Origin of the sequence: Nocardia sp. CDC160, from assembly GCF_035818795.1 — a bacterium.
Taxonomy (GTDB): domain Bacteria; phylum Actinomycetota; class Actinomycetes; order Mycobacteriales; family Mycobacteriaceae; genus Nocardia.
Genome location: NZ_JAYKYT010000008.1, coordinates 132,266 through 158,657 on the forward strand (window position 1 = coordinate 132,266; position 26,392 = coordinate 158,657).

The following is a 26,392-nucleotide window of genomic DNA, read 5'->3' on the forward strand; positions in this document are numbered from 1 at the left end:
GCGTGGGTTACTTCGCGTGCTGCACCCGGGCGCTGGCGTAGAGGCAAATGGCCGCCGCCGCAGCCAGATTCAGGCTCTCGGCGCGGCCGTGGATGGGGATGCGGACGCGGTGGGTGGCGCGGGCGGCGATGGCCTTGTCCAGGCCGTGGGCCTCGTTGCCGAAGAGCCAGGCGACCGGGCCGCGCAGGATGTCGTCGGCGTCGTCGAGGTCGACCTCGCCCTTGGCGGTGGTGGCCAGGATCGCGATGCCCGCCGCCTCGAGGGCGTCCAGGGTGGCGTCGATGTCGCGGGAGCGGGCCACGGGGACGTGGAACAGGCTCCCGGCGCAGGCGCGCACGCATTTGCCATTGTGTGGATCCACCGAATCACCGGCCAGCACAACGCCATCCGCGCCCACGGCGTCGGCGACCCGGATGAGGGTGCCCGCGTTGCCGGGATCGGCGATCTCGACCGGGACGGCCAGCATGCGCGGGGAGGCGTCGAGCACCCCGCTCAGCGGCACATCCACCTGGCGGCACACCGCGACCAGCCCGGGCGGAGTCACGGTCTCCCCCAGCATTTCCGCGGCGCGGTCGCTCACCAGCGTGGTGCGCACCCGCTGCGCGGCGGCACTCGCCACCAGCTCGTGCTCGCGCTCGGCGGCCCGGGAGGAGAAGAACAGCTCCTCGATCCGTCCCGTATCCAGTGCCGCCTCAACCGAATTCGCGCCCTCGGCCAGGAACAGGCCGGTCTTTCGCCGAATCGGCGCGCGATGCAGCTTGACAGCCGAAACGACCCGCGAATTGCGCTCGGAGAGCGCGTCCGCGGGTCGTTTCGAATCGTGTGTCGTCACGCAGGCCGAATCAGGCGGCCGGGGCGTTGACGTCGGCCGGAAGGGCGGCCTTGGCGGCCTCGACCAGCTTGGCGAAGGCCTCGGCGTCGGAGACGGCGAGCTCGGCCAGGATCTTGCGGTCCACCTCGATGCCAGCGGCCTTGAGGCCCTGCATGAAGCGGTTGTAGGTCATGTCGTTCAGACGCGCGGCGGCGTTGATACGAGTGATCCACAGCTGGCGGAAGTCACCCTTGCGCGCCCGGCGATCCCGGTAGGCGTAGGTGAGCGAGTGCAGCTGCTGTTCCTTGGCCTTGCGGTACAGGCGCGACCGCTGACCGCGGTAGCCCTTGGAGGCCTCGAGAACGGAACGGCGCTTCTTCTGAGCGTTGACAGCCCTTTTGACGCGTGCCACTTGTCAGTCCTTGTTCGTTGGGGGCGCTGGGTTTCTCGCGGAGACCCGAGGTGATGCGCCCGAGGTAGTCGGTTTATGCGTTCCGCGAACGGATCGCTAGCGGCTGGCTCTGCCGTAAATCTGGCTGGGCCCGAATTACTTGGCGAGCAGCTTCTTGACGCGAGCGACGTCCGCCTTCGCGACGACCTCCACGCCGTCCAGACGACGAGTCCGGGTGGTCGGCTTGTGCTCGAGCAGGTGGCGACGGTTCGCCTGCTGACGCAGCAGCTTGCCGCTGCCCGACACCTTGAATCGCTTCGAGGCGCCGCTGTGGCTCTTCATCTTCGGCATGGATTCCTCATATCTGTCGTGCCGAAGGCGCGCGAGTTCCACACGCCTTCGGAGCTTCTCGTTATTACTGCTGCGGGGCAGCCGGTTCGGCAGCCGGGGCTGCCGTCTCGGCGGGCGCTTCGGCCGGAGCCGTCGGCGCAGTGCTGCGCTGCTGCGACGAGCTCGCGTCGTTCTGAGCCTTCGCCCGCGTCTTCGCGCCCTTGTGCGGCGCGAGGACCATGGTCATGTTTCGGCCGTCCTGCTTGGCCGACGTTTCGACGAAACCGAATTCGGCGACGTCGGAAGCCAGTCGCTGCAGCAACCGGAACCCGAGCTCGGGGCGCGACTGCTCGCGACCGCGGAACATGATCGTCACCTTGACCTTCGAGCCCGCCTGCAGGAAGCGCAGCACGTGGCCCTTCTTGGTCTCGTAGTCGTGGTCATCGATCTTCGGGCGGAGCTTCTGCTCCTTGATCACGGTCTGGACCTGGTTCTTCCGGGACTCACGCGCCTTCTGCGCGGTCTCGTACTTGAACTTGCCGTAGTCCATGATCTTGCACACCGGCGGGCGTGCATCCGGCGCGACCTCGACCAGGTCGAGGTCAGCTTCCTGAGCGACGCGTAGTGCATCTTCAACACGCACGATCCCAACCTGCTCGCCACCCGGTCCGATGAGTCGGACCTCGGGAACGCGGATGCGATCGTTGATGCGGGTCTCAGTGCTGATGGGGCCTCCTAGGTCAAGCGGTTCGTCAACGACCGCAAGCAATAACTGCAACCCCAATTTCAACACGAAAGCCCCGTGTTGGTATTTCACCACCACGGGGCCCGAGTCGACCGATCTTCGACGCAAACAAGCTGCATCGCACCACATGCAGGACAAACCCACATGCGGAACCCATCAGGTAAATGATGGGCGACCGGACCGTCGAACCTGGCAAGAGACTTGCCGGTAGACGGTGGGAGTCGGGCTCCACTTGATGCCCCGTGTCGGTTGCAGTAACCAGTCCGGGACGGTCGTCGCGGAAGAGTCTAACACTCATAGCCGCCAGCTCCGAATCGGCGGCCCCCGCGACCAGCGCGGACCGGCGCGATGCCATGCTCTACCCCATGAGCGAGGCAACCATGAACGAGGACTCCGGCCTGCTGGACGGTGAGGTCGTCCGCGAGCTGGCCGATATTCCCGCCGTGGAGGTCATCAGCCGGGCCGCCGTCATGCTGATGAGCTCCGCCGCCGAGAAGCTCGGCCTCGGCGACGAGGATCCTGCCAACAGCCCGCACCTGGACCTCGACGAGGCCCGCCGCGTCATCACCGCCCTCGCCGGTCTGGTCACCGCCTCGGTCGAGTACCTCGGCCCGCACGCCGGTCCGATCCGCGAGGGCCTGCAGTCCCTGCAGCGAGCCTTCCGCGAATCCTCCGCGTACCCCGACGCCCCCGGCGCGGGCCCGGGCGAGAAGTACACCGGCCCGGTCTACTGATCCACCGCTGCTTCGGCTTCCGGCCCGGCGCGACCGAACTCGGTCGCGCCGGGCCGTTTTTCGTGCGGTGCGCCGTGGCCTCAGCCGCGGGGTGCGATTCCGGCCCATAGGGTTGCGACCACCGTGTCGGGATCGACAGGGGTGCGGGGTGCGCCGGGCAGCAGCGCCGCGAGGACGGCGTCGTGGCAGATGCCGACGAGCACGGCGGTGGTGGCGTCGATGTCGGTGTCGGGGGCGAGGCGGGTGAGGTCGCGTTCGGCGCGCAGGTAGTCGGCCAGCAGCTCGCGCCAATCGGCCTCGCGGGCTTCGGATTCGGCGAAGCGGGTCAGGACGGCGGGGCTGGCCAGCAGACCGGCGAAGACCGGGAGGACCGTGCGGTGCAGGGCCAGACCGGCTCGCAGGTAGGCGGTCAGGTTGTCGCGGACGGTCGCGGTGCCGGGCGCGGGGAGCGGTCCGAGCTCGGCGTGCGCGGCGGCGACGTGCGCGCCGAGCGCCGCCGCGAGCAGTTCGTCCTTGTCCGAGAAGTGGTTGTAGAGCACGCCGTCGGCGACCCCGGCGGCGCGGGCGATGGCGCGGACGGTCAGACCGGCCGCGCCCTGTTCCGCCAGGAGGCGTTGGGCGGTGGTGACGAGGTGGTCGCGGAGGGCGTCGTCGGAACCGCGTAGCGCCGCTGCCTTTCTCGGGGACATGGGTGGTTACGGTAGCGGGGTGGCGGCGGTGACCAGCCAGGCGTCGACGCGCAGGCGGATGCCGTCGGGGGTGGCGTAGGGGGCCAGAGTCTCCGCGACCGACCGGCGGACCTCGGCGTCGGTGGCGAAATCGACCCGGGCGCGGTGGTAGTGGACCGGCCCCCAGCCCATGATGAATTCCGTGGCGTCGGGGACGTCTCGGCCCCAAATACCCTCGGCCTCACGGTATTCGACGGCGATATCGGTGAAACCCGCAGCGGTCAGCAGGGACCGGATGCGATCGGGGTCGGAGAACGGGCCTACCGAGGGGCCCACCACGAAATCGTCGAGATGAGCTGCGGCAGCGCCGAATACGGCACCCAGATCGGTGCCCGGCATCGGCGGCATGGCCACGAAGGCGAGGCGACCGCCCGGGCGCAGGGCGCGGGCGATATTGGCGAAGGCGGCCGCCGGATCGGCGAAGAACATGATGCCGAAGCGGCTGAGCGCGGCGTCGAAAGCGTTGGCGGGGAAGGGATAGACCTCGACGTCGCCCTGCTCGAAGGCGACATTGGCGACGGCTTCGGCGGCAGCGAGCTCCCGGGCGCGAGCGAGCATGGGGCCGGACAGGTCGACGCCCGTCGCGGAGCCGGTGCCCGCCCGCCGCGCGGCGGCTCGGGTCAATTGGCCGTTGCCGCAACCGATATCGAGGACGCGGTCGCCATCGGACACGGCGGCGGCGGTGAGCAGCGGTTCGTTGAAGCCGTGATTCACGGCGTCGTAGCGGTCATAGTTTCCGGCCCAGTGCTCGCCCTCGTAGCCGTTCCACGCTTCGGACTGAGCGGTATTCACGATCTCGGTCATGACGACTCCTATATGAACAATGGTTCATGAACGTGTGTTCATAATGCGCTCGCGACTCCACCGGGTCAAGACCCCCTAGGACACACGGGTTTTGACTGTCGGTGCGGTGTGCCATGCTTCGAGACATGGCACGGATATTGCTGGTCCCGGGGTTTTGGCTCGGGGCTTGGGCGTGGGAGGAAGTGGCCGAACAGCTTCGGGCACTCGGGGATGACGTGACGGCATTGACGCTGCCGGGCCTGGATCCACAGGATTCGGACCGACTCTCGGCGACGTTGGAGAGCCAGGCGCGGGCGATCGTGGACGCGGCCGGAGATTCGACGGTGCTGGTCGTGCATTCCGGCGCGGGGGCGTCCGGTTACCTGGCGACAGACCTGGCACCGGAACGCTTTTCGCGGGTGATCTACGCCGACACCGTTCCCTTCCCGCACGGGTTCGTCCTGCACCCCGCGCTCGGGGACGCGCCGGACTTCCTGCTACCGGCGACCTGGGCCGAGGTCGAGGCCATGGGCAACAGCCTGGAAGGACTGGACGAGTCGACGCTGGCGCGCTTCCGCGAGCGCGCGGTGTCGGTCCCGGCCGGGGTGGCGGGCCGTCCGGTCACGCTCGGCGATTCCACTGCGCGGCTGAAGATTCCGACCACGGTGATCTGCTGCAGCTTCCCGTCGGAGCTGGTACAGCGGCTGCGCGACGGCGGGGAGGAGCCGATGTTCCAGGAACTACGCAACCTCGACGCGGAGTACCTGGATCTGCCCACCGGCCATTGGCCGATGTGGTCCAAGCCGGTGGAGTTGGCGGAAATGATTCACCAAGCCGCCACCCGCTGAAATATTCAGCGACCAATCGGCAAATAATCAGCGACAGAACAGCATCCCCGTGGCGGCGGCTCAGCTTGCCACCACCACGAGGAACCTGTTAACACTCGGTCCCACGTGCGACATTTTCGGGTTGCAGGGTAATCGCTTGTGCGGCTCGATGATCAAAAATCTTGGCGACACGAACACTGTGCTGGTTGGATGCCGGAGTATCGCCCTTGTCCGGCGCGGACGCGGGCGATGTCCTGCATACTACGACGGGCAGCGGCAAGGCTGTCCTCACTACGAGATCGAATGGAAGCTTCGGGGGTTGTACATGAATGAACCGATGTCCCACGGAAAACGCGCGTCCGGCAGCCGAATTCGGCGCGGTGCCCTGCCCATCGTGATCGCCGCCGCGGCCGTGGCCGCTCTGGTCGCGGGCTGCTCCTCGTCCTCCAGCTCGGACAGCAAGGCCACCACCTCGCAGGCCGCGCCGCCGTCGCAGCTGCCGGACGGCGCGCAGATCGTCGCCGAGTCGGCCAAGACCACCCAGACCCTGCAGGCTGTGCACGCGGACCTGGCGGTCACCAATATCCCGAACCTGCCGTTCGAGAGCATCAAGGCCGACATCACCAACCAGCCGCAGGGCGCGGGCCAGGCCATCGGCGAGGCCAAGGTGAAGGTCAAGCAGGACGACGCCAACTACACCGACACCAAGTTCCTGGTCGTCGACAAGACTCTCTACACCGGCGACGGCAGCAAGTACGCCAAGGTCGGTCCGGCCGAGAAGGTCTACGATCCGGGCATCATCCTGGACAAGGACAAGGGTCTGGCCAACGCCATCGCGCAGGTCAAGAACGCCAAGGCCGAGGGCCGCGAGAAGCTCAACGGCCTGGACGTGGTGAAGATCAGCGGCACCATCGACGCCTCCGTCATCGATCCGATCGTTCCGCAGATCGGCAAGGACGGCGGCACGTTCCCGATCACCCTCTACATCCAGGATGTGGCTCCCCCGAGCGGCGCGGGCACCACGCTGCCGTCCACGGCGGCCTCGCCGGGCACCGGCCCGAACCTGGTGCGCGCCATCGTGACCAAGGACTCGGGCAATGTGTCCGTGACCCTGTCCAACTGGGGTAAGGAAGTCCACGTCACCAAGCCCGGTGGCTAAACGCGCGCTGCACCCTGTCATGTGAGTTCGGAGCCGGTTCGGGGAAAACGCAACGGCGGCAACGGTTGTCGTCGCGCCCCGGACCGGCTTTCGCGTTTGTTCAACCGTTTAAGAGTCTGTTCAGTGAAATGCAAGGCGCGGGATCGACGATTTCGTCTGAAAGTTGAACGTCGTCGCCTGCGTGTGGAGGGAAGAAATGACGATCGAACGCCCGGAAGCCGACGCGACGATCGAACGCCAAGAGCCCGAGGGCGAGTTCCGTCGGCCCCCGCTCGACGGCCCACCGCCGATCTCGAATGTCTGGGTCTACAACGGCAAAGCCTACGACCTCAGCGACTGGATTTCCAAGCATCCGGGCGGCGAGTTCTTCATCGGCCGGACCAAGAACCGCGACATCACCTCGATTGTCGGTTCGTACCACAAGAATCCGGAAGCCATCGGCAAGATCCTGAAGAAGTACTCGCTGGATCGTGATGCCCTGCCCGAGGACATTCACCCCAAGGCCAATGCGCCCGCCTTCCTTTTCAACGAGGGCTTCGACAGCTGGCGCGACACCCCGAAGTTCAACTTCGACAACAAGGACGACCTGCTCCACAAGGTGAAGGCGCGTCTGAAGGAACCCGAACTGGCCGCGCGCATCCGCCGCATGGACACCTACTTCAATATCGTGGTGGCCATTCTCGCGGTGGCGTACTTCGCGGTGCAGGGGCTGCGGCTGTTCGAGCGCAGCTGGATGCCGTTGCCGGTGTTCGTGATCGCCATGGTGCTGCTGCGCAGCGGCCTGGCCGGTTTCGGGCACTACGCCATCCACCGGGCCCAGAAGGGCATGAACAAGATCTACACGAACGCCTTCGACTTCAATTACGTCGCACTGGCTTTCGTGACCGCGGACGGCCACGCGCTGCTGCACCACCCGCACACCCAGAGTGAAGTCGACATCAAGAAGAACGTCTTCACCATGATGATGCGGATCCCGCGGCTGTACCGGGTGCCGATCCACACCCTGCACAAGTTCGGCCACACCGTGACCGGCATGATCATGCGCCTGCTCGATGTCTGCCGCCTCACCCGCAAGGTGGGCATCAAGGACATGTACGGCACCTGGGGTGGGGCGCTGCCGCACTTCATCGGTTCGTTCGGCGTGCGGTTCCTGCTGGTGGGCGAGCTGATCGTGTTCACCGTGATGGGCGACTTCTGGGCGTGGGCCCTGCAATTCGTGGTCACGCTGTGGGTCTCGACCTTCCTGGTGGTGGCCAGCCACGACTTCGAGGTCGAATCCGAGGAGCTCGAGCACAATTCCGAGGACTGGGCCGTCGATCAGATCCAGCAGGCCTACGACCTGAAGGTGGTCGGCAACCGCTACGTCGACTGCTTCCTGTCCGCGGGCCTGAGCTCGCACCGGGTGCATCACGTGCTGCCCTACCAGCGCAGCGGTTTCGCGAACATCGCGACCGAGGATGTGCTGCGCGAGGAGTCCGCGAAGTTTGGTGTGGAATGGCTGCCCGCCAAGAGCTTCTTCACCGACCGCTTCCCGAAGCAGATCCGCACCTACATTCTCGCGCCGTCCGACGACGCGGTGGAACGCAAGTGGGGGTTCGTCAAGGAGCACTTCTCACCACTGGCCCTGAAGACCTGCGCCGTCTACACGGTTCAGGGCTTCACCGGAATCGGAACCGTCTGAACCGATTCCACAACCGCGGTGCGCTCGAGCATGCGCCGATCGCACCGCGGGGCGTTATTTCGAAAACGAGGGGAGTATTTCGTGTCTATCACCATTGATGAAGGGGGCGCTCTGCCCGGTGCGGGGAACACCCTGCCCACGGCGGCGACCCGGTTCGCGGGGGGCGAACCCGGCTCTGCGTACTTCGACGACGCGAGCTTCGCGCCGAGCCCGCTGCCGCCGACCCCGCCGACCACCGTCGGCGTGATCGAGTCCATCGCCACCGGTTCGCCGACCCAGATCTTCTCGCAGGCCGACGCCGCCGCCCAGGTGGCCGGACTGTTCAGCGATCCGGTGCAGCAGCAGCGGATTCCGCGGATCTACCAGAAGACCCGGATCACCACCCGGCACCTGGCGGTCAACCCGATCGATCCCGAATTCCTGTCCTACAGCAAGGAAGTCGGCACCATTCGGGACCGCATGAACACCTTCTACGACCACGCGGTCCCGCTGGCCGTGGATGTGGCCGGACGCGCCGTCGGGCACCTGGAGAATCCGGCGGAGGAGATCGGCATGCTGGTCTTCGCCACCAGCACCGGCTTCATCGCGCCCGGCGTGGATGTGGCCGTGGTCAAGCAGCTCGGCCTGTCGCCCACGATCAACCGCGTGATCGTGAACTTCATGGGCTGCGCCGCCGCCATGAACTCCATTCGCGCCGCGGTGGATTTCGTTCGGGCGCACCCGGACAAGAAGGCGCTGGTCATCTGCCTGGAGCTGAGCTCGGTGAACGCCGTGTTCGACGACAACATCAATGACGTCATCATTCACAGCCTCTTCGGTGACGGCTGCGGCGCGGTGGTCATCGGCGCGAGCAACCCGCAGCGGGAACTACCCGCCGGGTCCGTGGTCATCCGCGACAGCTTCAGCTACCTGTTCGACGACGCGGAGGACGGAATCGTCCTGGGCGTCAACGACAATGGCATCACCTGCGAGCTGTCGGAGAACCTGCCGCAGTACATTCTGCGCGGGGTCGACCCGGTGGTGACCGAGGTGCTGGCCCGCCACGGCATGACCAAGTCCGAGGTCGATCTGTGGGCGATCCACCCCGGTGGCCCGAAGATCATCGAGGAATCGGTGCGCTCGCTCGGCATCGGCTCGGAGCAGGCGGCGACCAGCTGGGACGTGCTCGCCGAGTACGGCAACATGCTCAGCGTCTCACTGATTTTCGTGCTCGAGCAGATGATCGCGCAGCAGGCCGACCGGCCGATCTCGACGGGTGTGGCGTTCTCCTTCGCGCCGGGTGTCACCCTCGAGGGCGTCATCTTCGACATCATCCGTCCCTAGCAAGTCCAGAGAGCCAGCAGCCATGCAACTCATTCGATTCCTCATCTCCATCTCGTGGATGCGGATCGCGGGCGTCATCGCCTCCGGTCTCGTCTGCGGTGCGGCCAATACCTATCTGGTGACATTGATTCGGGGAGTGGTGTCACCGGAACCGCATCCGGGCGTCACGTGGCAGGCGTTCGTGGTGACCGCGCTGATCATCCTGATCAGCGGTGTCATCTCGCAGGTGCTGCTGATTCGTCTGGCGCAGGATGCCATCTACCGGTTGCGCGCGGATTTGAGCGCGCGCATCGTGTCCGCGCCGCTCGAGCATCTCGAGCGGCTCGGACAGCATCGCCTGATCGCGACCCTGACCGAGGACGTGCGGTCACTGTCGCAGGCGGTCACCGCGATTCCGAGCATCTGCATCGACCTGGCCACGATCATCGGGTGCTTCATCTTCCTGGCGATCGTGTCCGGCCCCATCTTCGCCACCACGGTGGCGGGCACGCTGCTCGGAATCGCCTGTGTCGAAACGGTTCTCAAGAAGGTGCGCCACCTCTACAAGGAGGCGCGCGAGAACGAGGACGGTCTGCTGCGGTCCTTCCAGGAGGTGTCGCTGGGCATCAAGGAGCTCAAGCTGCACCGCGGGCGGCGCGGCGATTTCATGGACCGCCATCTCCTCGGTTCGGCCGAGAAGCTGCGGACGCAGAATATCGACGCCGGATCGAAGTTCACCTTCGCGCAGGGCTTCGGCCAGCTGCTGCAGCTGGGCACCATGGCCCTGATCCTGTTCGCGCTGGCCCGGGCGCTGGATCTGCCGCAGAACGTCATGGTCGGCTATGTCCTTGTCACCACGTTCCTTTCGATGCCCATGCAGAACTTCATGCACCGGATTCCGGATCTGCTGCGCGGTGATGTGGCGCTGGCCAAGATCCGCTCGCTGAACCTGTCCATTCAGACCGCGCACGACGAGTCGACGCTGCCCTACACCGAGCGACCGGCCGCCACCGCAGCGCGGCTGGAACTCAATGACGTCAGCTACAACTATCTGACCGAGGCGCCTCCGGCGTTCCCGCCCGTCCCGGGTGGTCCGCCGCCCGGCACCGGAGCCCACCCGGGTGGCGGAGCGCGGCCCCACCCGGGTCGGGGTGGCCGACCCGGTGCGCCCGGCGCGCCGACGGGTGGTCGTCCCGGACCGCATCCGGCGGGTGGCCGTCCCGGCGGTCCGCCGCCCGGACACGGTCCGCGACCCGGCGGCGGCGATCGCCCGGATGTCAACGGCCACCGGTTCGTCGACCACGGCGGGCACGACGGGCGACCGGTTCCGATGGGCGCGCCCATGGCCCCGCCCGAGGCGGACGGCTCCGGCTTCCATCTCGGTCCGCTGGATCTGACGTTCGAGCCCGGCCAGATCTCGTTCATCGTCGGCGGCAATGGCAGCGGCAAATCGACACTGGCCAAACTGATCACGGGTCTGTACGTCCCGCAGCAGGGTCATCTGTCGCTCAATGGCGAGACCATCGACCACGAGAACATCGAGTGGTTCCGGCAGAACACCTCGGCGGTCTTCACCGACTTCCACCTGTTCGAGGACTACCTGGGCTTCGACGAGGGGGTGGACGAGGAGGTCCGAAAGTACCTGAAGGAACTCCAGATCGACCACAAGGTCACCGTGGAGAACGGCCGCCTGTCGACCATCGCGCTGTCGCAGGGTCAGCGCAAGCGGCTGGCGCTGTTGACGGCTCTGCTCGAGGATCGCCCGATCTACATGTTCGACGAGTGGGCCGCCGATCAGGAGCCCAAGTTCCGCGACGTGTTCTACCGGGAGATCCTGGTGAAGCTCAAGAACCGCGGCAAGACCGTCATCGTGATCACCCACGACGACCGGTACTTCGACTGCGCCGACCAGATCGTGAAGCTCGACTTCGGGCGGATCGCCGAGGTCAAGGAGCTCGCACAACCGGTGGCAGCCGAGTAGCTGCGAAAAGCCACGGCCCCGTACCGATTTCGGTACGGGGCCGTTGTCTTTGTATCGACGCGTGATCAGCGCAGCGCCGCGGCCTTGCGGCGGGCGGCGGCGGCCTTCTTGGCGGCGGCGGCCTCGGCGTCGGTCTTCGGCGCGGCCTTCTTGGCGGCGGTCTTCTTGGCCGCCTTCTTCACCGGCTTCGGTTCGGCCAGCGAGGCGGGCTGATTCGCGAGCACATCCTTGAGGAACTGGCCGGTGTAGCTTTCCGGCACGGCTGCGACATCTTCCGGCGTGCCCTGCGCGATGACCGTTCCACCACCGGAACCACCCTCCGGACCCATGTCGATGACCCAGTCCGAGGTCTTGATGACATCCAGGTTGTGCTCGATGACGATGACCGAATTGCCCTTGTCGACAAGGCCGTTGATCACCGTGAGCAGTTTGCGAATGTCCTCGAAGTGCAGACCCGTGGTGGGCTCGTCGAGGATGTAGATGGTGCGGCCGGTGGAGCGCTTCTGCAGTTCGGCGGCCAGCTTCACACGCTGGGCCTCACCGCCGGACAGCGTCGGGGCCGACTGGCCCAGGCGCACATAGCCGAGGCCGACGTCGACCAGGGTCTTGAGGTAGCGGTGGATCGAGGTCACCGGCTCGAAGAACTCCGCGGCCTCCTCGATCGGCATATCGAGAACCTCAGCGATGGTCTTGCCCTTGTAGTGCACCTCGAGGGTCTCGCGGTTGTATCGCGCGCCGTGGCAGACCTCGCACGGGACGTACACGTCCGGCAGGAAGTTCATCTCGATCTTGAGGGTGCCGTCGCCGGAGCACGCCTCGCAGCGGCCGCCCTTCACATTGAAGGAGAACCGGCCCGGCTGATAGCCGCGCACCTTGGCCTCGGTGGTGGCCGCGAACAGGGTGCGGATCTTGTCGAAAACGCCGGTGTACGTGGCGGGATTCGAGCGCGGGGTGCGGCCGATCGGCGACTGGTCGACCTGCACCAGCTTGTCCAGATGGTCGAGACCGTTGACGCGGGTGTGGCGGCCCGGCACCTGCCGCGCACCGTTCAGCTTGTTCTGCAGCACGGTCGCGAGAATGTCGTTGACCAGCGTCGACTTACCCGAGCCCGAGACGCCGGTGATCGAGGTGAGCACGCCCAGCGGGAAACTCACGTCGATGTTCTTCAGATTGTGCTCGACCGCGCCGACCACCGTCAGCTGCTTCTTCTTGTCGATGGGCCGACGCACCAGCGGCACCTCGATGCGCTCGCGGCCGGAAAGGTAAGCGCCCGTGAGCGATCCCTTGTCCTTCAGCAGCCCCTCGTAGGGACCCGAGTACACCACCTGACCGCCGTGCTCACCGGCCAGCGGGCCGATGTCGACCACCCAGTCCGAGGCGTGAATGGTGTCCTCGTCGTGCTCGACCACGATGAGGGTATTGCCGAGACTCTTGAGACGCGTGAGGGTTTCGATGAGCCGCCGGTTGTCGCGCTGGTGCAGGCCGATGGACGGCTCGTCCAAGACATACAGCACGCCGACCAGTCCGGAACCGATCTGGGTGGCCAACCGAATGCGTTGCGCCTCACCGCCGGACAGCGTGGCCGCCGCCCGCGACAGCGTCAGATACTGCAGGCCGACATCGAGCAGGAAGCCCAGCCGCGCCTGAATCTCCTTGATGACCTGCGCCGCGATGGCCGCCTGCCGCTCATCGAGGGTGAGCGTATTGAGGAACTTGGCCGCGTCCCCGATCGACAGATCCGACAGGTCCGCGATCGACATGCGTTCCTTGCCCGCCGACAGCGTGACGGCCAGAATCTCCGGCCGCAGTCGCGCGCCATTGCACACCGGGCACGGGATATCCCGCATGTACCCGTCGTAGTGCTCCTTCATCGCCTCCGATTCGGTGGCGTCCATGCGCCGCTGCAGGAACGGCATCACGCCCTCGAAATCGGCGTAGTACGAACGCTTGCGGCCGTAGCGGTTGGTGTAGGAGACGTGCACCTGCTCGGAACTGCCCTCCAGGACCGCCTTGCGGGCCTTGAGCGGCAACTGATTCCACGGCGTGTCCATGGAGAAGCCGATGGCGTCGGCCAGACCCGACAGCAGGCGGGTGAAGTATTCGGCGGTCTGCCCGCGCGACCACGGCGCGATCGCGCCCTCATTGAGGCTCAGATCCGGGTCGGGCACAACGAGATCGGGATCGACCTCCTTGCGAATGCCCAAACCCGTGCAATCCGGGCACGCGCCGTAGGGCGAGTTGAAGGAGAAAGACCGCGGTTCCAGATCCTCGATGTCGAGGGGGTGCCCGTTCGGGCAGGCCAGCCGTTCGGAGAAGCGCCGCTCCCGATCGTGGGCGTGCTCATCGCGATCCACGAAGTCCAGCACCACGATGCCGTCGGCCAGCCGCAGCGCGGTCTCGATCGAATCCGTCAGGCGCTGTTTGGAACTCGGCTTCACGGTGAGACGGTCGATGACCACCTCGACGTCGTGCTTCTCCTGCTTCTTCAGCTTGGGCGGATCGGTCAGCGAATGCACCACGCCGTCGACCCGGACCCGGGAATAACCCTGCGAGTTCAGCGACTCGAACAGGTCCACGAATTCGCCCTTGCGGGTGCGGACCACGGGCGCGAGCACCTGGAACTTGGTGCCCTCCTCCATGGCCAGCACCTGATCCACGATCTGCTGCGGGGTCTGCTTGGCGATCAGATGCCCGCAGACCGGGCAGTGCGGGGTGCCCGCGCGCGCGAACAGCAGACGCAGGTAGTCGTAGACCTCGGTAATGGTGCCGACGGTCGAGCGCGGATTGCGGTTGGTCGACTTCTGGTCGATGGACACCGCCGGGGACAGGCCCTCGATGAAATCCACATCCGGCTTGTCCATCTGGCCGAGGAACTGCCGGGCGTACGCCGACAGCGATTCCACATACCGCCGCTGCCCCTCGGCGAAGATGGTGTCGAAGGCCAACGAGGACTTACCGGAGCCGGACAGACCAGTGAAAACGATGAGACTGTCGCGGGGTAGGTCCAGATCGACCCCTTTGAGGTTGTGCTCCCGCGCTCCGCGCACCGTCAGGCGATCCGCCACTGGCCATCCTTCCAACGTTTCAGCATCCAGACTTACCCCCGACGCCATGCTAGGGGTCCCCACCGACAAGTTTGGTTACGCACCCGAAAACGCTGGTCACACCGTGTTTATTGCGCTGTTCGCCGCGAGAGGACGAAGCAGCTCGCCGCCAGACTACGGCTCAGGCCAACTTCTCGACCGCACCGCCGAGGGCCGTGGTCGCCATCACACTCGGCAACGCCCGCCGCCCGCAACCGGGAATCGCGCGCGGTTGCAGTCCCCGATCCCGTTCGCGCGCACGGTCCTCTAAAACGCTGCGCTCCGACCCCGCCGCGCCGACCAGCGCCAGATCCCCATCGAAGCGCCGGTACAGCAGACGCCCGCGCCGGGCTTCGGCGTCGGTATAGAACAGATAGGGCAGCCCGCCCGTGCACAGCCGGGTGACCGCCTCCTGTTCGTACATCGACGGCACCGCGTCCCGCGAGCGCCCCTGGGTGCGCACCCCGAGCGGACCGGTCCAGCAGACCACCGCCTCGGATCCGGTCTCCGCGTCGATGAACAGGTGCGCGTCGTAATCCATGGCGTCCAGCACCCGCGCCGCCGCCGCGGGTGTTGCCACCTGTAGTCGACAATCCTTGCGCCGCACGATCGGTCGCGGACCGGTCACCGCGGACAGCGAGGGCCGCGCGGGATCCGGCCAGGGCCGCGACAATTCGTCCGGCGGGCAGCCCAGCCGCAGATCCAATCGCTCCAACGCGAACGTGGACGCGAACCGCCCCGGCCCGGCGACCTGCACCCGGAACGCCTTCCCCAGCGTCCGGACACTCGCCTGCACCAGCGTGGTCTCGTCCTCGGATTCGGGCCAGTGCAGGCGTACCCGCACCGGCCCGTCGACCCCGTGGCGGCGCAGAATTCTGCCCAGTCCGCGCACCACCCGAGTCACCTCACCCGAGGGGACGGGCCCGTGTGTGGCCACCACGAAATCCGGATCGATTCCACTCGACCACACATCGAACGCGCCCATCAGTCGACCCCTCTCTCCGTTCCGACCCGGCAACCCGACTCCATGGCAACACACCTCCGCCACCCTCGACAGTGCCGAAGGTCCCAAAGCAGACCACTTTCAGGGAAAATTCTCCGATAAAAAATCATCGGACGTTCGCCACACCGCGAAATTAGGGACCTTCGGCGGTATCCGGTTGCCCCGCCGCGAGTTACGTTGGCCCATACCGCGCATAACACGCGCGCGCCCGCGGTACCGATTGAGCTTGGAGGCCGTCGTGATCAAAGTCTTCCTGGTCGACGATCACGAGATCGTCCGCCGCGGTCTCACCGATCTGCTGGAGGAGGATCCCGAACTCACCGTCGTCGGGGAGGCGGGCGATGTCGCCCAGGCGCTGGCCCGAATTCCGGCCCTGCGCCCGGACGTGGCGGTGCTGGACGTGCGCCTGCCCGACGGCAACGGCATCGAACTGTGCCGGGATCTGTTGGCCGACATCGACGATCTGCGCTGCCTGATCCTCACCTCCTACACCGACGAGCAGGCCATGATGGACGCCATCCTGGCCGGGGCCAGCGGCTACGTGGTCAAGGACATCAAGGGCATGGAGCTGGCCAAGGCCATCAAGGAGGTGGGCGCGGGCCGCTCGCTGCTGGACAATCGCGCGGCCGCCGCCCTCATGGCGCGGCTGCGGCGCAGCACCGAATTCGACGGTCCGCTGGCCGGTTTGACCGAACAGGAACGCAAACTCCTCGACCTGCTCGGCGACGGCCTGACCAATCGGCAGATCGCCGAACGCATGTTCCTGGCCGAGAAGACCGTCAAGAACTACGTGTCCCGGCTGCTGGCCAAGCTCGGCATGGAACGCCGCACCCAGGCCGCGGTGCTCGCCTCGAAACTACGGACCGGTCAGTCGCGTTCCGCGTAGCGGTCAATCGTGTTCCTGCGTAAACAACCTTTCGGCAACCTTGCCCCGAATAGAATTCCGATGCCGTGTCGCCTCCGCCGGACCGCAGGACAACCATGCACGACACACCCCGCACCGGCCCATACTCGGTGCGTGAAACGCTGTCGCAGCTGCGATTACGCGAATTGCTCACCGAGGTCAAGGATCGGGTCGAACAGATCATCGACGCCCGCGACCGCATCGACGGGCTGGTCGAGGCCATGCTCGCGGTCACCTCGGGCCTGGATCTGGACCAGACGCTGCGCACCATCGTGCGCGCCGCCACCATCCTGGTCGACGCGAAGTACGGGGCGCTCGCGGTGCGCGGGCACGAAAAACAGCTGAGCCAGTTCATCTTCCACGGCATCGACGACCAGACCCGGGTGCTGATCGGCGATCTGCCCGAGGGCCACGGCGTGCTCGGGCTGCTGCTCGACAAGCCGGTGCCGCTGCGCCTGGACAATGTGACGCGTCATCCGGCCGCGGTCGGCTTCCCCGAGCACCATCCGATCATGCGCACCCTGCTCGGCATGCCGGTGCGGATTCGCGGCGAGGTCTTCGGAAACCTTTATCTGTCCGAGAAGTCCGGCGGGCACCCCTTCACCGAGGACGACGAGGTGCTGCTGCAGGCGCTCGCGGCCGCGGCCGGTATCGCCGTCGACAATGCCCGGCTCTACGAGCAGGCCCGCACCCGGCAGGCGTGGATCGAGGCCACCCGCGATATCGCCACCGAATTCCTGGCCGACACCGAACCGGCGAAGGTGCTCGCCCACGTCGTCGAGCACGCCCGGGAACTGACCGCCTCGCAGCGCGCCGTCCTTGCCGTTGTGGACCCCGACGAACTACCCGAATACGTCACCGAACTCGTGGTGGCGCAATGGTCCGGGCCGGGTGAGCCGCCCGCCGGGCACGCGGTGCGCGCCCCCGGCACCGCGGTCGGACAGGCCCTGACCACCCGCACTCCCCTGCGCTTCGACGACGCCCGCCACGTCGACCTCGGCACTCCCCTCGCCGGAATCGGGCCCGCGCTGGTGCTGCCCCTGCACACCCCCGACACCACCCTGGGCGTGCTGATCCTGCTGCGCGCGGCCGAATCCGCGCCCTACACCGACGAATTGGTGGAATTGATCGCCGCCTTCACCGATCAGGCTGCGCTGGCCATGCAATTGGCGGTGGCGCAACGGCGCATGCGCGAACTGGACATCCTCACCGACCGCGACCGCATCGCCCGCGACCTGCACGATCACGTGATCCAGCGGCTGTTCGCCATCGGCCTGTCGCTGCAGGGCACGGTCCCGCGCGCTCGCGTTCCCGAAGTGCAGCAACGGCTTTCCGACGCCATCAACGATTTGCAGGACGTGGTGGAGGAGATCCGCACCTCCATCTTCGATCTGCACGGTGGCGACGGGCACAGCACCCGGCTGCGCCAGCGCATCGAGCGCGCGGTCAAACAACAGACCACCGCCACCGACATTCGCGCGCTCATGCACATCACCGGCCCGCTGTCGGTGGTCGAGCCCACCCTGGCCGATCACGCGGAAGCCGTGGTGCGCGAGGCGGTTTCCAATGCGGTGCGCCACTCCGGCGCGGACACCATCACCATCGACATCGGCGTCGCGGACGATCTCACCATCGTGGTCGCCGACAATGGCTGCGGCATCCCCGACGGCATCACCCCCAGCGGCCTGACCAATCTGGCCCGCCGCGCCGAACAGTCCGGCGGCAGCCTCGCGGTCTATCCGCGCCGTCGCGCCGACGGCGACACCACCGGGACCGGCACCAAACTGCACTGGTCGGTCCCGCTGCACTAGCCGACGGGACCGAGCACCACCGCGGAATTGTGGCCGCCCATGCCGAGCGCGGTCTTCACCGTGATGCCGTCCACGCCGCGCCGCACGCCGTCCAGCAGGCGCGGATGCGCGGGGGCGACGATCGGCGCGGAGACCAGCAGGTCGCGCTCGTAACCCAGTGCGGCGGCGACCAATTCGACACCGGCCGAGGCGGCCTGGCAGTGCCCGGCCAGCGGTTTGATGGCCACCACCTGCGGACGATCGTCGAAAAGCTGGGCCAGCAGCGCGGTTTCGGCGGCATCGCACTGGGCGGTGCCGGAGCCGTGGGTGTTCAGGTAGGCGACCTCCTCGGGCCGCACGTCCGCGCTGGCCAGGGCGCGTTTCACACAGGCGAAGATCTGCTCGTGCGAGGGGTCCACCGAGATCACGTGGTAGCCGTCATTGGTCATGCCACCGCCCAGCACCGCCGCGTACGGGCGGTCCACCTCGCGGCTCATCACGAACGCCACCGAGGCCTCGCCGAAACCGAAGCCGCGACTGCCCTCCTGGAACGGGCGGCAGGCGTCGAGCGGATCGGTGTCGTCGACCGCCGCGCCCACGGCCACGAACGGCTGCACCATTTCCGGAATCGCGGACAGGTCGGTCGCTATCACCAGGACGTCGTCGGCGATGCCCTGGCGCAGCCACATCTGCGCGGTGATCAGGGCGACATTCGACGACGAACAGGCGGCGGTCACATTCATGGCCGGGCCGTGAAACCCGAACTCGCTCATCACCATCGCCACCGGCGTCGAGGGGAGTAATCGCAGATAGTCACGATTACGCCGGGTGCCGCCGTCGACGGTGTAGAAGTCGCGCCACTCGTAGACATTGCCGAGCACGATGGCGTGCAGCAGGCCGACCGTGCGCCCGCGCCGCCAACCGCGCTCGATGGCATCGGCCACCGCCTCGCGCGCCGCGCCCATGACCGCCCGAATGTAGCGGCTGTTCGGCAATTCCGGATCTCCGCCCTCCGGCACGCGGGCAACCCACCCGTTCCGATCCCGTTCCGGCCCGTACCCTGGAAAGAGCCGAGCGGCGGGCTTGCCGCTCAGCAAACCCTCCCACAGAGTTTCGCGGCCCCAGCCGTACCCGGTCACAGCACCGATACCGGCGATGGTCATATGATCTTGGTGCTGACCTGAGGTCTCGGGTTCGGGGATGGTGCCAGCCATTTGCATCGCTCCTTTCGGACTGTTGCCCGTAATGATCACCACTCGCGGGCCGATGCTGTGCGGGACTGTGATTCATTCAATACGGTCGGCAAGCTGCACCAGCTACTTTTCGGATAACAGAATGGTGCCGTGCTCCAGCGACGTGTTGCAACGACGATCAGGGGGTGCAAGAGGTGGTGGGTAACGATCGGGCGAACGACCCGACCGATGCCGAACAGCTGGCCCAGCGGTACCGGTCCCTGGTGGACTACAGCCCCGACGGGGTCGTGGTCCACGAGCGCGGCATCGTGGTCTACGCCAATCCGGCCATGCTGCGACTGCTGGCGGCCGGTGATCCCGAGGACGTCATCGGGCGATCGGTGACCGATTTCGTGGAACCGTCCTCCATCGCGCCCATGCTCGACCGGATTCGCCGCCTCACCATCGCGGGCACCGCCTCCGACCCCACCGAGATGACCCTGCGCCGCTGCGACGGCGGCACCGTCGAGGTCGAGACCGTCTCGGTGCTCACCGCCTGGCACGACCACCTCGCCTACCAGGTCGTGGTGCACGACCTCACCCCGCAGCGCACGGCCGAGGCCGCCCAGCATCGCGCCGAACAGTTCTTCGCCACGGTGGTCTCGCAGCTGGAGGAGGGCGTGGTGGTGATCGACCGGCACGGGCGCATCGAATCCGCGAATCCGGCCGCGCGCCGCATTTTCGGCTACGACGCCGACGACCTCATCGGCACCCACATCGACGACATCCCGCTGTCGCTGCTGGACGCCAATGCCCAGCCCATGCCCTCGTCCTGGTATCCGGTCATCCGCACCCTCGCCACCGGGGAGACCGTGACGCGCTTCGTGTTCGGCGTGGACCGGCCCGACGGGCAACGGCGCTGGCTCTCGGCCTCGAGCCGCCTGCTCAATCCGGACGACCCGGAGTCGGCGGCGGTGTCCTCGTTCAACGACATCACCGAATTCCGCGCCAGCCGAAGGCAATTGGAGTACCAGGCCACCCACGACCCGCTCACCGGACTGGCCAATCGAGCCCTGGTGCTGTCCCGGCTGGCGGCGGCGCTGGGCACCACCGAATCACTGCCGGTGTCCAGCGTGCTGTTCATCGACCTGGACGGGTTCAAGGCCATCAACGACACCCTCGGCCACGCCATCGGCGACACCGTGCTGCAGATCGTGGCCCAGCGGCTGCAACGCGGGCTGCGCTCCGACGACATCGTCGGCCGCATCGGCGGTGACGAATTCCTGGTGCTGCTGTCCGGCCGCACCCTCGGCGACGACCTCGAGGCCCTGATCACCCGGCTGCGCCAGACCATGGCCGAACCGATCATCGCGCGCGGACACCGCATTCACGTGGATGCCTCGATCGGGGTCACGCACCTGCACCCCGGCGACACCCGCACCCCGGAGGCGGTGCTGCACGACGCCGACCTCGCCATGTACCGGGCCAAGCCGCCGAACCATCAAAGCAATACCTTGAGCCGCCGCAGCGACAGCACCCACGCCTCCTGACGCTGACCGGGCAATACGGCGCCGAGTGGAAACGCGCACTAGAGTAGATAACTCTGTTCTCGATGCTTCGCGTGCCGTTCCCAACACGGCGCTGTGGTGAACAAGGAGTTCCGTTTTGCCCGACCTCACCGAGGAGCGTTCCGTGTCCGATTCCGCACCAGCGGTATCCCCCGACATGGAACGCGAGCAGCAGTACCTGACGAAGCTTTACGAACAGCTCGACGGTATGCGCGCCTACGCCCAGCGGCGGCTGCGCACCGTGCTCCTGGAGACGGGCGGCACGCCGCAGGCGCGCAGTGAACGCGAGTCGTTCACCCAGCTCTACTCCGAGGACCTGGCCAAATACGATGCGGCCGAACACGGCCTATGCTTCGGCCGCATCGACCTCGCCGACGACGAGAACGGCGGCGAGGCCGCGGACGGCGAGACGCGCTACATCGGCCGCATCGGCATTCTCGACGAGTCCGCCGATTACGAGACGCTGCTGCTGGATTGGCGCGCGCCCCTGGCCCGCCCGTTCTATCTGGCCACCACCGCCGCACCCGACGGCGTGACGCGTCGCCGCCACATTCGCTCCCGCAACCGCAAGGTCACCGCGGTCAATGACGAGTACCTGGATCTGGACGCGGCCCGCCGCGACGGCGTCATCAATGGCGACGGCGGTGTCGGCAGCGAGAGCGCGCTGCTGGCCGCGCTCAATGCCGCCCGCACCGGGCACATGAACGACATTGTCGAGACCATTCAGCACGAGCAGGACGCCATCATTCGCTCCGAGCACAAGAGCGTGCTCGTGGTGCAGGGCGGGCCCGGCACCGGCAAGACCGCGGTCGCGCTGCATCGCGCGGCCTATCTGCTCTACACCTACCGCCAGCAGCTGGACAAGGCGGGCGTGCTCATCATCGGGCCGAACTCGACCTTCCTCGACTACATCGGTCAGGTGCTGCCCTCGCTCGGTGAGACCGGGGTGCTGCTGTCCACGATCGGCAACCTGTACCCGGGAGTGCAAGCGACACTGGAGGATTCGCTGCGCGCCGGGGAGCTCAAGGGCTCGCTCGACATGATCGAGGTGCTCAAGAAGGCGGTGCGGGACTGGCAGGAGGTGCCGCGCGAACCGATCCGGCTCCACTTCGACGGGCATCAGCTGGAATTGGATCGCAAGATCGTCACCAAGGCCCGCGGCCGCGCCCGGTCCTCGCGGCGCGCGCACAATCTGGCCCGCCCCATTTTCGCCGCCGCCGTGGTGGACGCGCTCACCGATCAGCTGGCCGCCGCCATCGGCGCGAACCCGCTGGGCGGGCGAAACCTGTTGAGCCAGACCGATCTCACCGAGATCCGCGACGAGATGCGCGCCGATACCGAGATCCAGCGCGCCATCGCCGGACTCTGGCCCATCCTGACCCCGCAGGAGGTGCTGGGCGGGCTGTGGGCCGACCCCAAGCGCCTGGCCAGCGCGGGCGGCCACCTCAGTGAGGCCGATCGCGCGGAGCTCTACCGCAGCGACAGCGGCGAATTCAGCGACGCCGACGCGCCGCTGCTCGACGAGCTGGCCGAACTGCTGGGCATCGACGACAGCGAGGAGCGCGAGCGCGCCCGCCGCCGCTGGCGAGCCCAGCTGGCCGAGGCCCAGGACGCCCTGGACATTCTGACCGGTTCCGCCCCACAGGATCTCGAGGACGACCTGGATCCGGAACTGCTCATGGCCTACGACCTGATCGACGCCTCGCAGCTGGCCGAACGCCAGCAGGTGCGCACCCGCCAGACCACCGCCGAGCGCGCCGCCGGGGACCGCACCTGGACCTACGGGCACGTGATCGTCGATGAGGCGCAGGAGCTTTCGCAGATGGCATGGCGAATGGTCATGCGGCGCATCCCGAATCGCTGGATCACCGCCGTCGGCGACGTGGCCCAGACCGGCGATCCGGCCGGTGCCTCGTCCTGGCAGCAGGTGCTGGAACCGTATGTGGCCAAACGCTGGAAGCTCACCGAGCTGACGGTCAACTACCGCACGCCCTCGGAGATCATGGCGGTGGCCGGGGACGTGCTGGCCGCCATCGACCCGGACGCGCCCGCGCCGCGCTCGGTGCGCGACTCCGGCTTCGAGCCGACCGCGCGGCGGGTGGCGGTGACCGAACTGGCCGACGAGATCAAGCGACTCATTGCCGCCGAGGCCGACCATCCGGGCACCACCGCGGTCATCGTGCCGCACGACCTGGCCCCGGAACTGGCGTACCTGAGCGATGATTCGGTGCGGGTGCTGACCGTCCACGACGTGAAGGGCCTGGAGTTCGACGCGGTCATCCTCGCCGAGCCGCACCGGATCCTGACCGAGTCGCCGCGCGGCCTGAACGACCTCTACGTCGCATTGACCCGCGCCACCCAGCGCCTGGCGGTCGTGCACTCCGAGGATCTCCCGGAAGTCCTGCACCGGCTGGGCTGATTTGCTGCCGAGCTGATTTGCTTCCAAATGGAAAGTGGCCGAGCCCGGTTGGGCTCGGCCACTTCTTCGGTATTCGGGTTCGGGGCCAGGGCCCGACTCAGCGCACGGTGTGCACGATCAGCACGTCGGTGCGGGACTTGCGCGCCACATCCGACGGCACCGAGCCCAGCAGGCGGCCCGCGAGGGTGTTGAGGCCGCGGTTACCCACCACGAGCAGATCGGCCTCCACCTCCTTGAGCAGGTTCAGCAGCGATTCGACGGGCTCGCCGACCACGGCCTTCTCCACCACGTTCACCGCGCCGACGGCCACGGCCTTGTCCCGCGCCACGCGCAGGATCTCGCTGGTGGGCGCGGAACCGCGCACCTGGTAGGCCTCGTCCTTCAGCACGTCCGCGGCGGCGGCCACATCGCGGTCGTCGGTCGGGAAATACGCGCAGGCGATGTACAGCGTGGCGCCCTCGTCGCCCGCGAGAGCCGCGGCCCGCTCGACGGCGACGTACGACGAGTCCGAGCCATCGGTACCGACGACGATCGTCCGGTAGGCGGTCATTTCTCCTCCAAGTACAAGGGTCGGGGCCGCGGCGTCCACACCGGTGGGGTTACCGCCGCGGCAACTCCGCCTGACAATAGCGGCATAACAGGCGGAAATATTCGATATCGCAACACATCACACCGACGTGGCGCGCCAGATGTGCGGCACATTCGGCATACCGCCCGAACAGGGCCTTGACTACCAGCGAATTTCCCGGGCCCTCGGGACGCGGCCCACAAAAGGCCAAGACCGTTGTGGCCGTGGGAGATTCGTCACAAATCCGAAATCGCGCCGGACGCCCGCGGGCCGTTCGTCGTGACATCGCACAACGAACGGCCCGCGAAACAGTGACTTCTTCCTACTTCACAGATCGCGAAATTCGGCCCACAACCAGCCGAGAATCGCACTGAGGATGGCGGTATCCACCGAACGCACGCGATCGCTTCCCTCCGGCCGATCAATGACGCGCAATACTAACGCGCCGAGATCGGATCAGAGGCTGAAAAGCGGTCCGGTGAGCGTCAATCCGAGATCGGTGCCGACGTAGGCGAAGAACGCGAACAACATGAGCGCCGCGCCCGCCAGCCCGATGTCCTTGTTGAAGTGCGCCATCTCGCCCTGCTTGGCCTGCGGGTCGGTCTCCTTCCAGAAGGGGTGCATGAGGAAGGCGGTCGGCACCAGGAACACGATCAGCAGCAGCATGCCCAGATCGGCCCAGACGCCCAGCAGCACGCTCAGCGCTCCGGCCAGCAGCAGGACGCCCGAGGCGGGTACCGCAACATCGGCCAGGGGCACGCCCTTGAACTTGGCGTATTCCGCCATGGGCTTGCGCTGGGCCAGATGCCCGAAGCCCGAGCCGAGGAACAGTAGCGCGAACAGGATCCGTCCGATCAAAACCAGCACGTCCATGGCCCGCTCCTATCGATGATCGATCTGCCATTGGGTGATACGGCAACCAACCTCATCAGGGTGGCAGAAAATTCCCGGACCAGCGGCTTCTTCGACAAACCCGTCAGGATGGTAGCGAGCGGCGAGCGTACTCGAGGGGAGGCATTCCGATCTCCTTGGCGAATTCGTTGGAGAAGTGCGCCTGGTCGAAGTAGCCGAGTTCGAGCGCCAGGGCGGCGAGGTCGGAGGTGCGGCCCTCGGCCAGCAGATGCGCGCCGTCCTGCAGGCGGTAGCGGCGCAGCACCCACTTCGGACTGCCGCCGACGTAGCGGCGGAACAGGCGTTGCAGGGTGCGGATCGGGATGTCGAAACGCTCGGTGACCTGGTCGACCCGGGTCAGGTCCGGATCATGTTCCATGGCGTCGACGATCTCGAGCACCAGGCGGTAGGCGGTGTCGTCGCCCGCCTCGCGCCCGAGGTCGACGAGGAAATCCTCGATCAGATCGCGGCGACGGTCGACATCGGTGGTGGCGAGCACGGCCTCGCCCAGGGCGTCGGCGGCCGGGAAGATGTCGGTCGCCGGGACCGAGGTGTCGCTGAACGCCCCGACGTCCAGGCCCGTGAACGCGCCGAAGCCGCCCGCGCGGAACTTGACGCCGAAAGTCTCACCCTCCCCGGCCAATTCGCGCACGTACTTGGTGGTCCACACGCCGGTCACGAAGGCGCCGGTGCGCTCGTGGGTGCGCTCGAAGGTGAGGTTCACGCAGGGGTACGGCAGTACCTCGGCATAGAACGGCGGCTGGCCGCGCCGATCCCAACGCACCGCCCAGTACCACTCGACATAGCGGGACACCCGCTCCCCCGCGGCCAGCCGGGCGTGATTGTTGGCGGCGTTCTGCTGGCGCGGGCGCAGGATTCCCTTCGCGGTCTCCGGCGGCGGCACCGGACGCGGCGCGAACCGCCCATTCTCGTTGTCACCGCTGGTCTTCTCGTTGTCTCCGCTGGTCACTGCCCGTGTCGCTTTCTTACAAGACCATCGCGGCGGCGGCGACGAGAGTAGTTGCCATGAGCGATACCGTGAATCCGATCCCCGAGGGCTACCACTCCATCACCTGCTTTCTCGCCGTCCCGGACGCCAACGCGGCCATCGAGTTCTACACCGCCGTCTTCGGCGCGAAGCTGCTGAGCCGCAACGATCTTCCCGACGGCCAGGCCGCCCACGCCGAACTCCTCATCGGCGACTCCACCATCCAGGTCGGCATGCCCATCCCCGACGAGGGCCTGCGCGCCCCCGCCGACGACTGGGTCCACACCAGCATCGTCCACTACTGCCCCGACGTGGACGCCGTCTCGAAACTCGCCAAGGAGCACAACGCCCGCTACGTAGCCGACCCCGCCACCTTCGTCACCGGCGACCGCTACGGCCGAGTCATGGACCCCTTCGGCCACCGCTGGATCGTCATGACCCGAGTAGAAGACGTCTCCCGAGAAGAAGCCGAACGCCGCGTGAACGAATGGATGGCCCAGCAGGCCTAGGTCTTTCGGGGGTGAAGGGGGCTTG

The 26,392-nt window shown here is 67.0% G+C and carries 23 protein-coding genes; 11 read left to right on the top strand and 12 right to left on the bottom strand.

The genetic code is table 11. From position 1 onward, the window contains the following. Positions 1–7: 7 nt before the first annotated feature. The 4 genes from VMT40_RS34970 to infC all read right to left on the bottom strand — a co-directional run bounded on the left by VMT40_RS34970 (position 8) and on the right by infC (position 2,310). Positions 8–832 carry a TrmH family RNA methyltransferase gene (locus VMT40_RS34970; protein ID WP_326363814.1) on the bottom strand — a complete coding sequence of 275 codons (825 nt, stop codon included), beginning with the start codon at positions 830–832 and terminating at the stop codon, positions 8–10. A 10-nt stretch (positions 833–842) separates the two neighbouring features. After that, a complete protein-coding gene (gene rplT, locus VMT40_RS34975; protein ID WP_326313427.1) occupies positions 843–1,223 on the bottom strand; it encodes a 50S ribosomal protein L20 in 381 nt (126 codons plus the stop codon). A 135-nt stretch (positions 1,224–1,358) separates the two neighbouring features. Beyond that, positions 1,359–1,553 carry a 50S ribosomal protein L35 gene (rpmI, locus tag VMT40_RS34980; RefSeq protein WP_033090982.1) on the bottom strand — a complete coding sequence of 65 codons (195 nt, stop codon included), beginning with the start codon at positions 1,551–1,553 and terminating at the stop codon, positions 1,359–1,361. Between the two features lie 64 nt (positions 1,554–1,617). Then, a complete protein-coding gene (gene infC / locus VMT40_RS34985; RefSeq protein ID WP_326364023.1) occupies positions 1,618–2,310 on the bottom strand; it encodes a translation initiation factor IF-3 in 693 nt (230 codons plus the stop codon). 332 nt (positions 2,311–2,642) lie between these two features. Here infC and VMT40_RS34990 point away from each other — a divergent pair, with 332 nt between their 5' ends. Continuing rightward, on the top strand, positions 2,643–3,011 hold the full coding sequence (locus VMT40_RS34990; protein WP_326363816.1) for a DUF1844 domain-containing protein: 369 nt from the start codon (positions 2,643–2,645) through the stop codon (positions 3,009–3,011). Positions 3,012–3,091: 80 nt separating this feature from the next. Here the strand turns inward: VMT40_RS34990 and VMT40_RS34995 are convergent, their stop codons facing one another. Beyond that, entirely contained in the window at positions 3,092–3,700 is a 609-nt protein-coding gene (locus VMT40_RS34995; RefSeq protein WP_326363818.1) for a TetR/AcrR family transcriptional regulator, read from the bottom strand. Positions 3,701–3,706: 6 nt separating this feature from the next. Further along, a complete protein-coding gene (locus VMT40_RS35000) occupies positions 3,707–4,543 on the bottom strand; it encodes a class I SAM-dependent methyltransferase (protein WP_326363820.1) in 837 nt (278 codons plus the stop codon). A 125-nt stretch (positions 4,544–4,668) separates the two neighbouring features. Between VMT40_RS35000 and VMT40_RS35005 the strand changes: the two genes are divergently transcribed. From VMT40_RS35005 to VMT40_RS35025, 5 genes are all read left to right on the top strand, one after another. Further along, on the top strand, positions 4,669–5,370 hold the full coding sequence (locus tag VMT40_RS35005) for an alpha/beta fold hydrolase (protein ID WP_326363821.1): 702 nt from the start codon (positions 4,669–4,671) through the stop codon (positions 5,368–5,370). A 316-nt stretch (positions 5,371–5,686) separates the two neighbouring features. Continuing rightward, a complete protein-coding gene (locus tag VMT40_RS35010; RefSeq protein ID WP_326363822.1) occupies positions 5,687–6,508 on the top strand; it encodes an LppX_LprAFG lipoprotein in 822 nt (273 codons plus the stop codon). A gap of 196 nt (positions 6,509–6,704) precedes the next feature. After that, on the top strand, positions 6,705–8,189 hold the full coding sequence (locus VMT40_RS35015; protein WP_326363824.1) for a fatty acid desaturase: 1,485 nt from the start codon (positions 6,705–6,707) through the stop codon (positions 8,187–8,189). 213 nt (positions 8,190–8,402) lie between these two features. Next, positions 8,403–9,512: a type III polyketide synthase gene (locus VMT40_RS35020; RefSeq protein WP_326364025.1), complete on the top strand. Its 1,110-nt coding sequence runs from the start codon at positions 8,403–8,405 to the stop codon at positions 9,510–9,512. A 22-nt stretch (positions 9,513–9,534) separates the two neighbouring features. Further along, positions 9,535–11,472 (top strand): ATP-binding cassette domain-containing protein, encoded by a 1,938-nt coding sequence (locus tag VMT40_RS35025; protein ID WP_326363825.1) that lies wholly within the window; start codon positions 9,535–9,537, stop codon positions 11,470–11,472. Between the two features lie 65 nt (positions 11,473–11,537). Here the strand turns inward: VMT40_RS35025 and uvrA are convergent, their stop codons facing one another. Together uvrA and VMT40_RS35035 are read right to left on the bottom strand one after the other, a co-directional pair. Continuing rightward, positions 11,538–14,537, bottom strand: a complete 3,000-nt coding sequence (gene uvrA / locus VMT40_RS35030; RefSeq protein ID WP_326363827.1) for an excinuclease ABC subunit UvrA — start codon at positions 14,535–14,537, stop codon at positions 11,538–11,540. 160 nt (positions 14,538–14,697) lie between these two features. Next, positions 14,698–15,540: a sigma 54 modulation/S30EA ribosomal C-terminal domain-containing protein gene (locus VMT40_RS35035; RefSeq protein ID WP_326363828.1), complete on the bottom strand. Its 843-nt coding sequence runs from the start codon at positions 15,538–15,540 to the stop codon at positions 14,698–14,700. A 256-nt stretch (positions 15,541–15,796) separates the two neighbouring features. On the opposite strand from VMT40_RS35035, the gene VMT40_RS35040 reads away from it, so the two are divergent. Continuing rightward, a complete protein-coding gene (locus VMT40_RS35040) occupies positions 15,797–16,444 on the top strand; it encodes a response regulator transcription factor (RefSeq protein ID WP_326363829.1) in 648 nt (215 codons plus the stop codon). A gap of 95 nt (positions 16,445–16,539) precedes the next feature. Further along, positions 16,540–18,273: a GAF domain-containing sensor histidine kinase gene (locus VMT40_RS35045; RefSeq protein ID WP_326363831.1), complete on the top strand. Its 1,734-nt coding sequence runs from the start codon at positions 16,540–16,542 to the stop codon at positions 18,271–18,273. Here VMT40_RS35045 and VMT40_RS35050 read toward each other — a convergent pair. After that, complete coding sequence (locus VMT40_RS35050) at positions 18,270–19,466, bottom strand: beta-ketoacyl synthase N-terminal-like domain-containing protein (RefSeq protein ID WP_326363833.1); 1,197 nt, start codon at positions 19,464–19,466, stop codon at positions 18,270–18,272. The genes VMT40_RS35045 and VMT40_RS35050 overlap by 4 nt on opposite strands. A 173-nt stretch (positions 19,467–19,639) precedes the next feature. On the opposite strand from VMT40_RS35050, the gene VMT40_RS35055 reads away from it, so the two are divergent. Both VMT40_RS35055 and VMT40_RS35060 read left to right on the top strand, forming a co-directional pair. Next, positions 19,640–20,974, top strand: a complete 1,335-nt coding sequence (locus VMT40_RS35055) for a diguanylate cyclase domain-containing protein (protein WP_326363834.1) — start codon at positions 19,640–19,642, stop codon at positions 20,972–20,974. Between the two features lie 175 nt (positions 20,975–21,149). Then, entirely contained in the window at positions 21,150–23,411 is a 2,262-nt protein-coding gene (locus VMT40_RS35060; protein WP_326364027.1) for a HelD family protein, read from the top strand. A gap of 97 nt (positions 23,412–23,508) precedes the next feature. Here the strand turns inward: VMT40_RS35060 and VMT40_RS35065 are convergent, their stop codons facing one another. The 3 genes from VMT40_RS35065 to VMT40_RS35075 form a co-directional block, all read right to left on the bottom strand. Further along, the gene (locus VMT40_RS35065; protein WP_326313455.1) at positions 23,509–23,961 is read right to left on the bottom strand and encodes a universal stress protein; all 453 of its coding nucleotides are present in this window, start codon (positions 23,959–23,961) and stop codon (positions 23,509–23,511) included. Between the two features lie 474 nt (positions 23,962–24,435). Further along, positions 24,436–24,852, bottom strand: a complete 417-nt coding sequence (locus VMT40_RS35070; protein WP_326363836.1) for a DoxX family protein — start codon at positions 24,850–24,852, stop codon at positions 24,436–24,438. A 103-nt stretch (positions 24,853–24,955) separates the two neighbouring features. Further along, positions 24,956–25,840 (bottom strand): helix-turn-helix domain-containing protein, encoded by an 885-nt coding sequence (locus VMT40_RS35075; protein ID WP_326363837.1) that lies wholly within the window; start codon positions 25,838–25,840, stop codon positions 24,956–24,958. Positions 25,841–25,896: 56 nt separating this feature from the next. Between VMT40_RS35075 and VMT40_RS35080 the strand changes: the two genes are divergently transcribed. Beyond that, the gene (locus tag VMT40_RS35080; protein WP_326363838.1) at positions 25,897–26,367 is read left to right on the top strand and encodes a VOC family protein; all 471 of its coding nucleotides are present in this window, start codon (positions 25,897–25,899) and stop codon (positions 26,365–26,367) included. Positions 26,368–26,392: the final 25 nt, after the last annotated feature.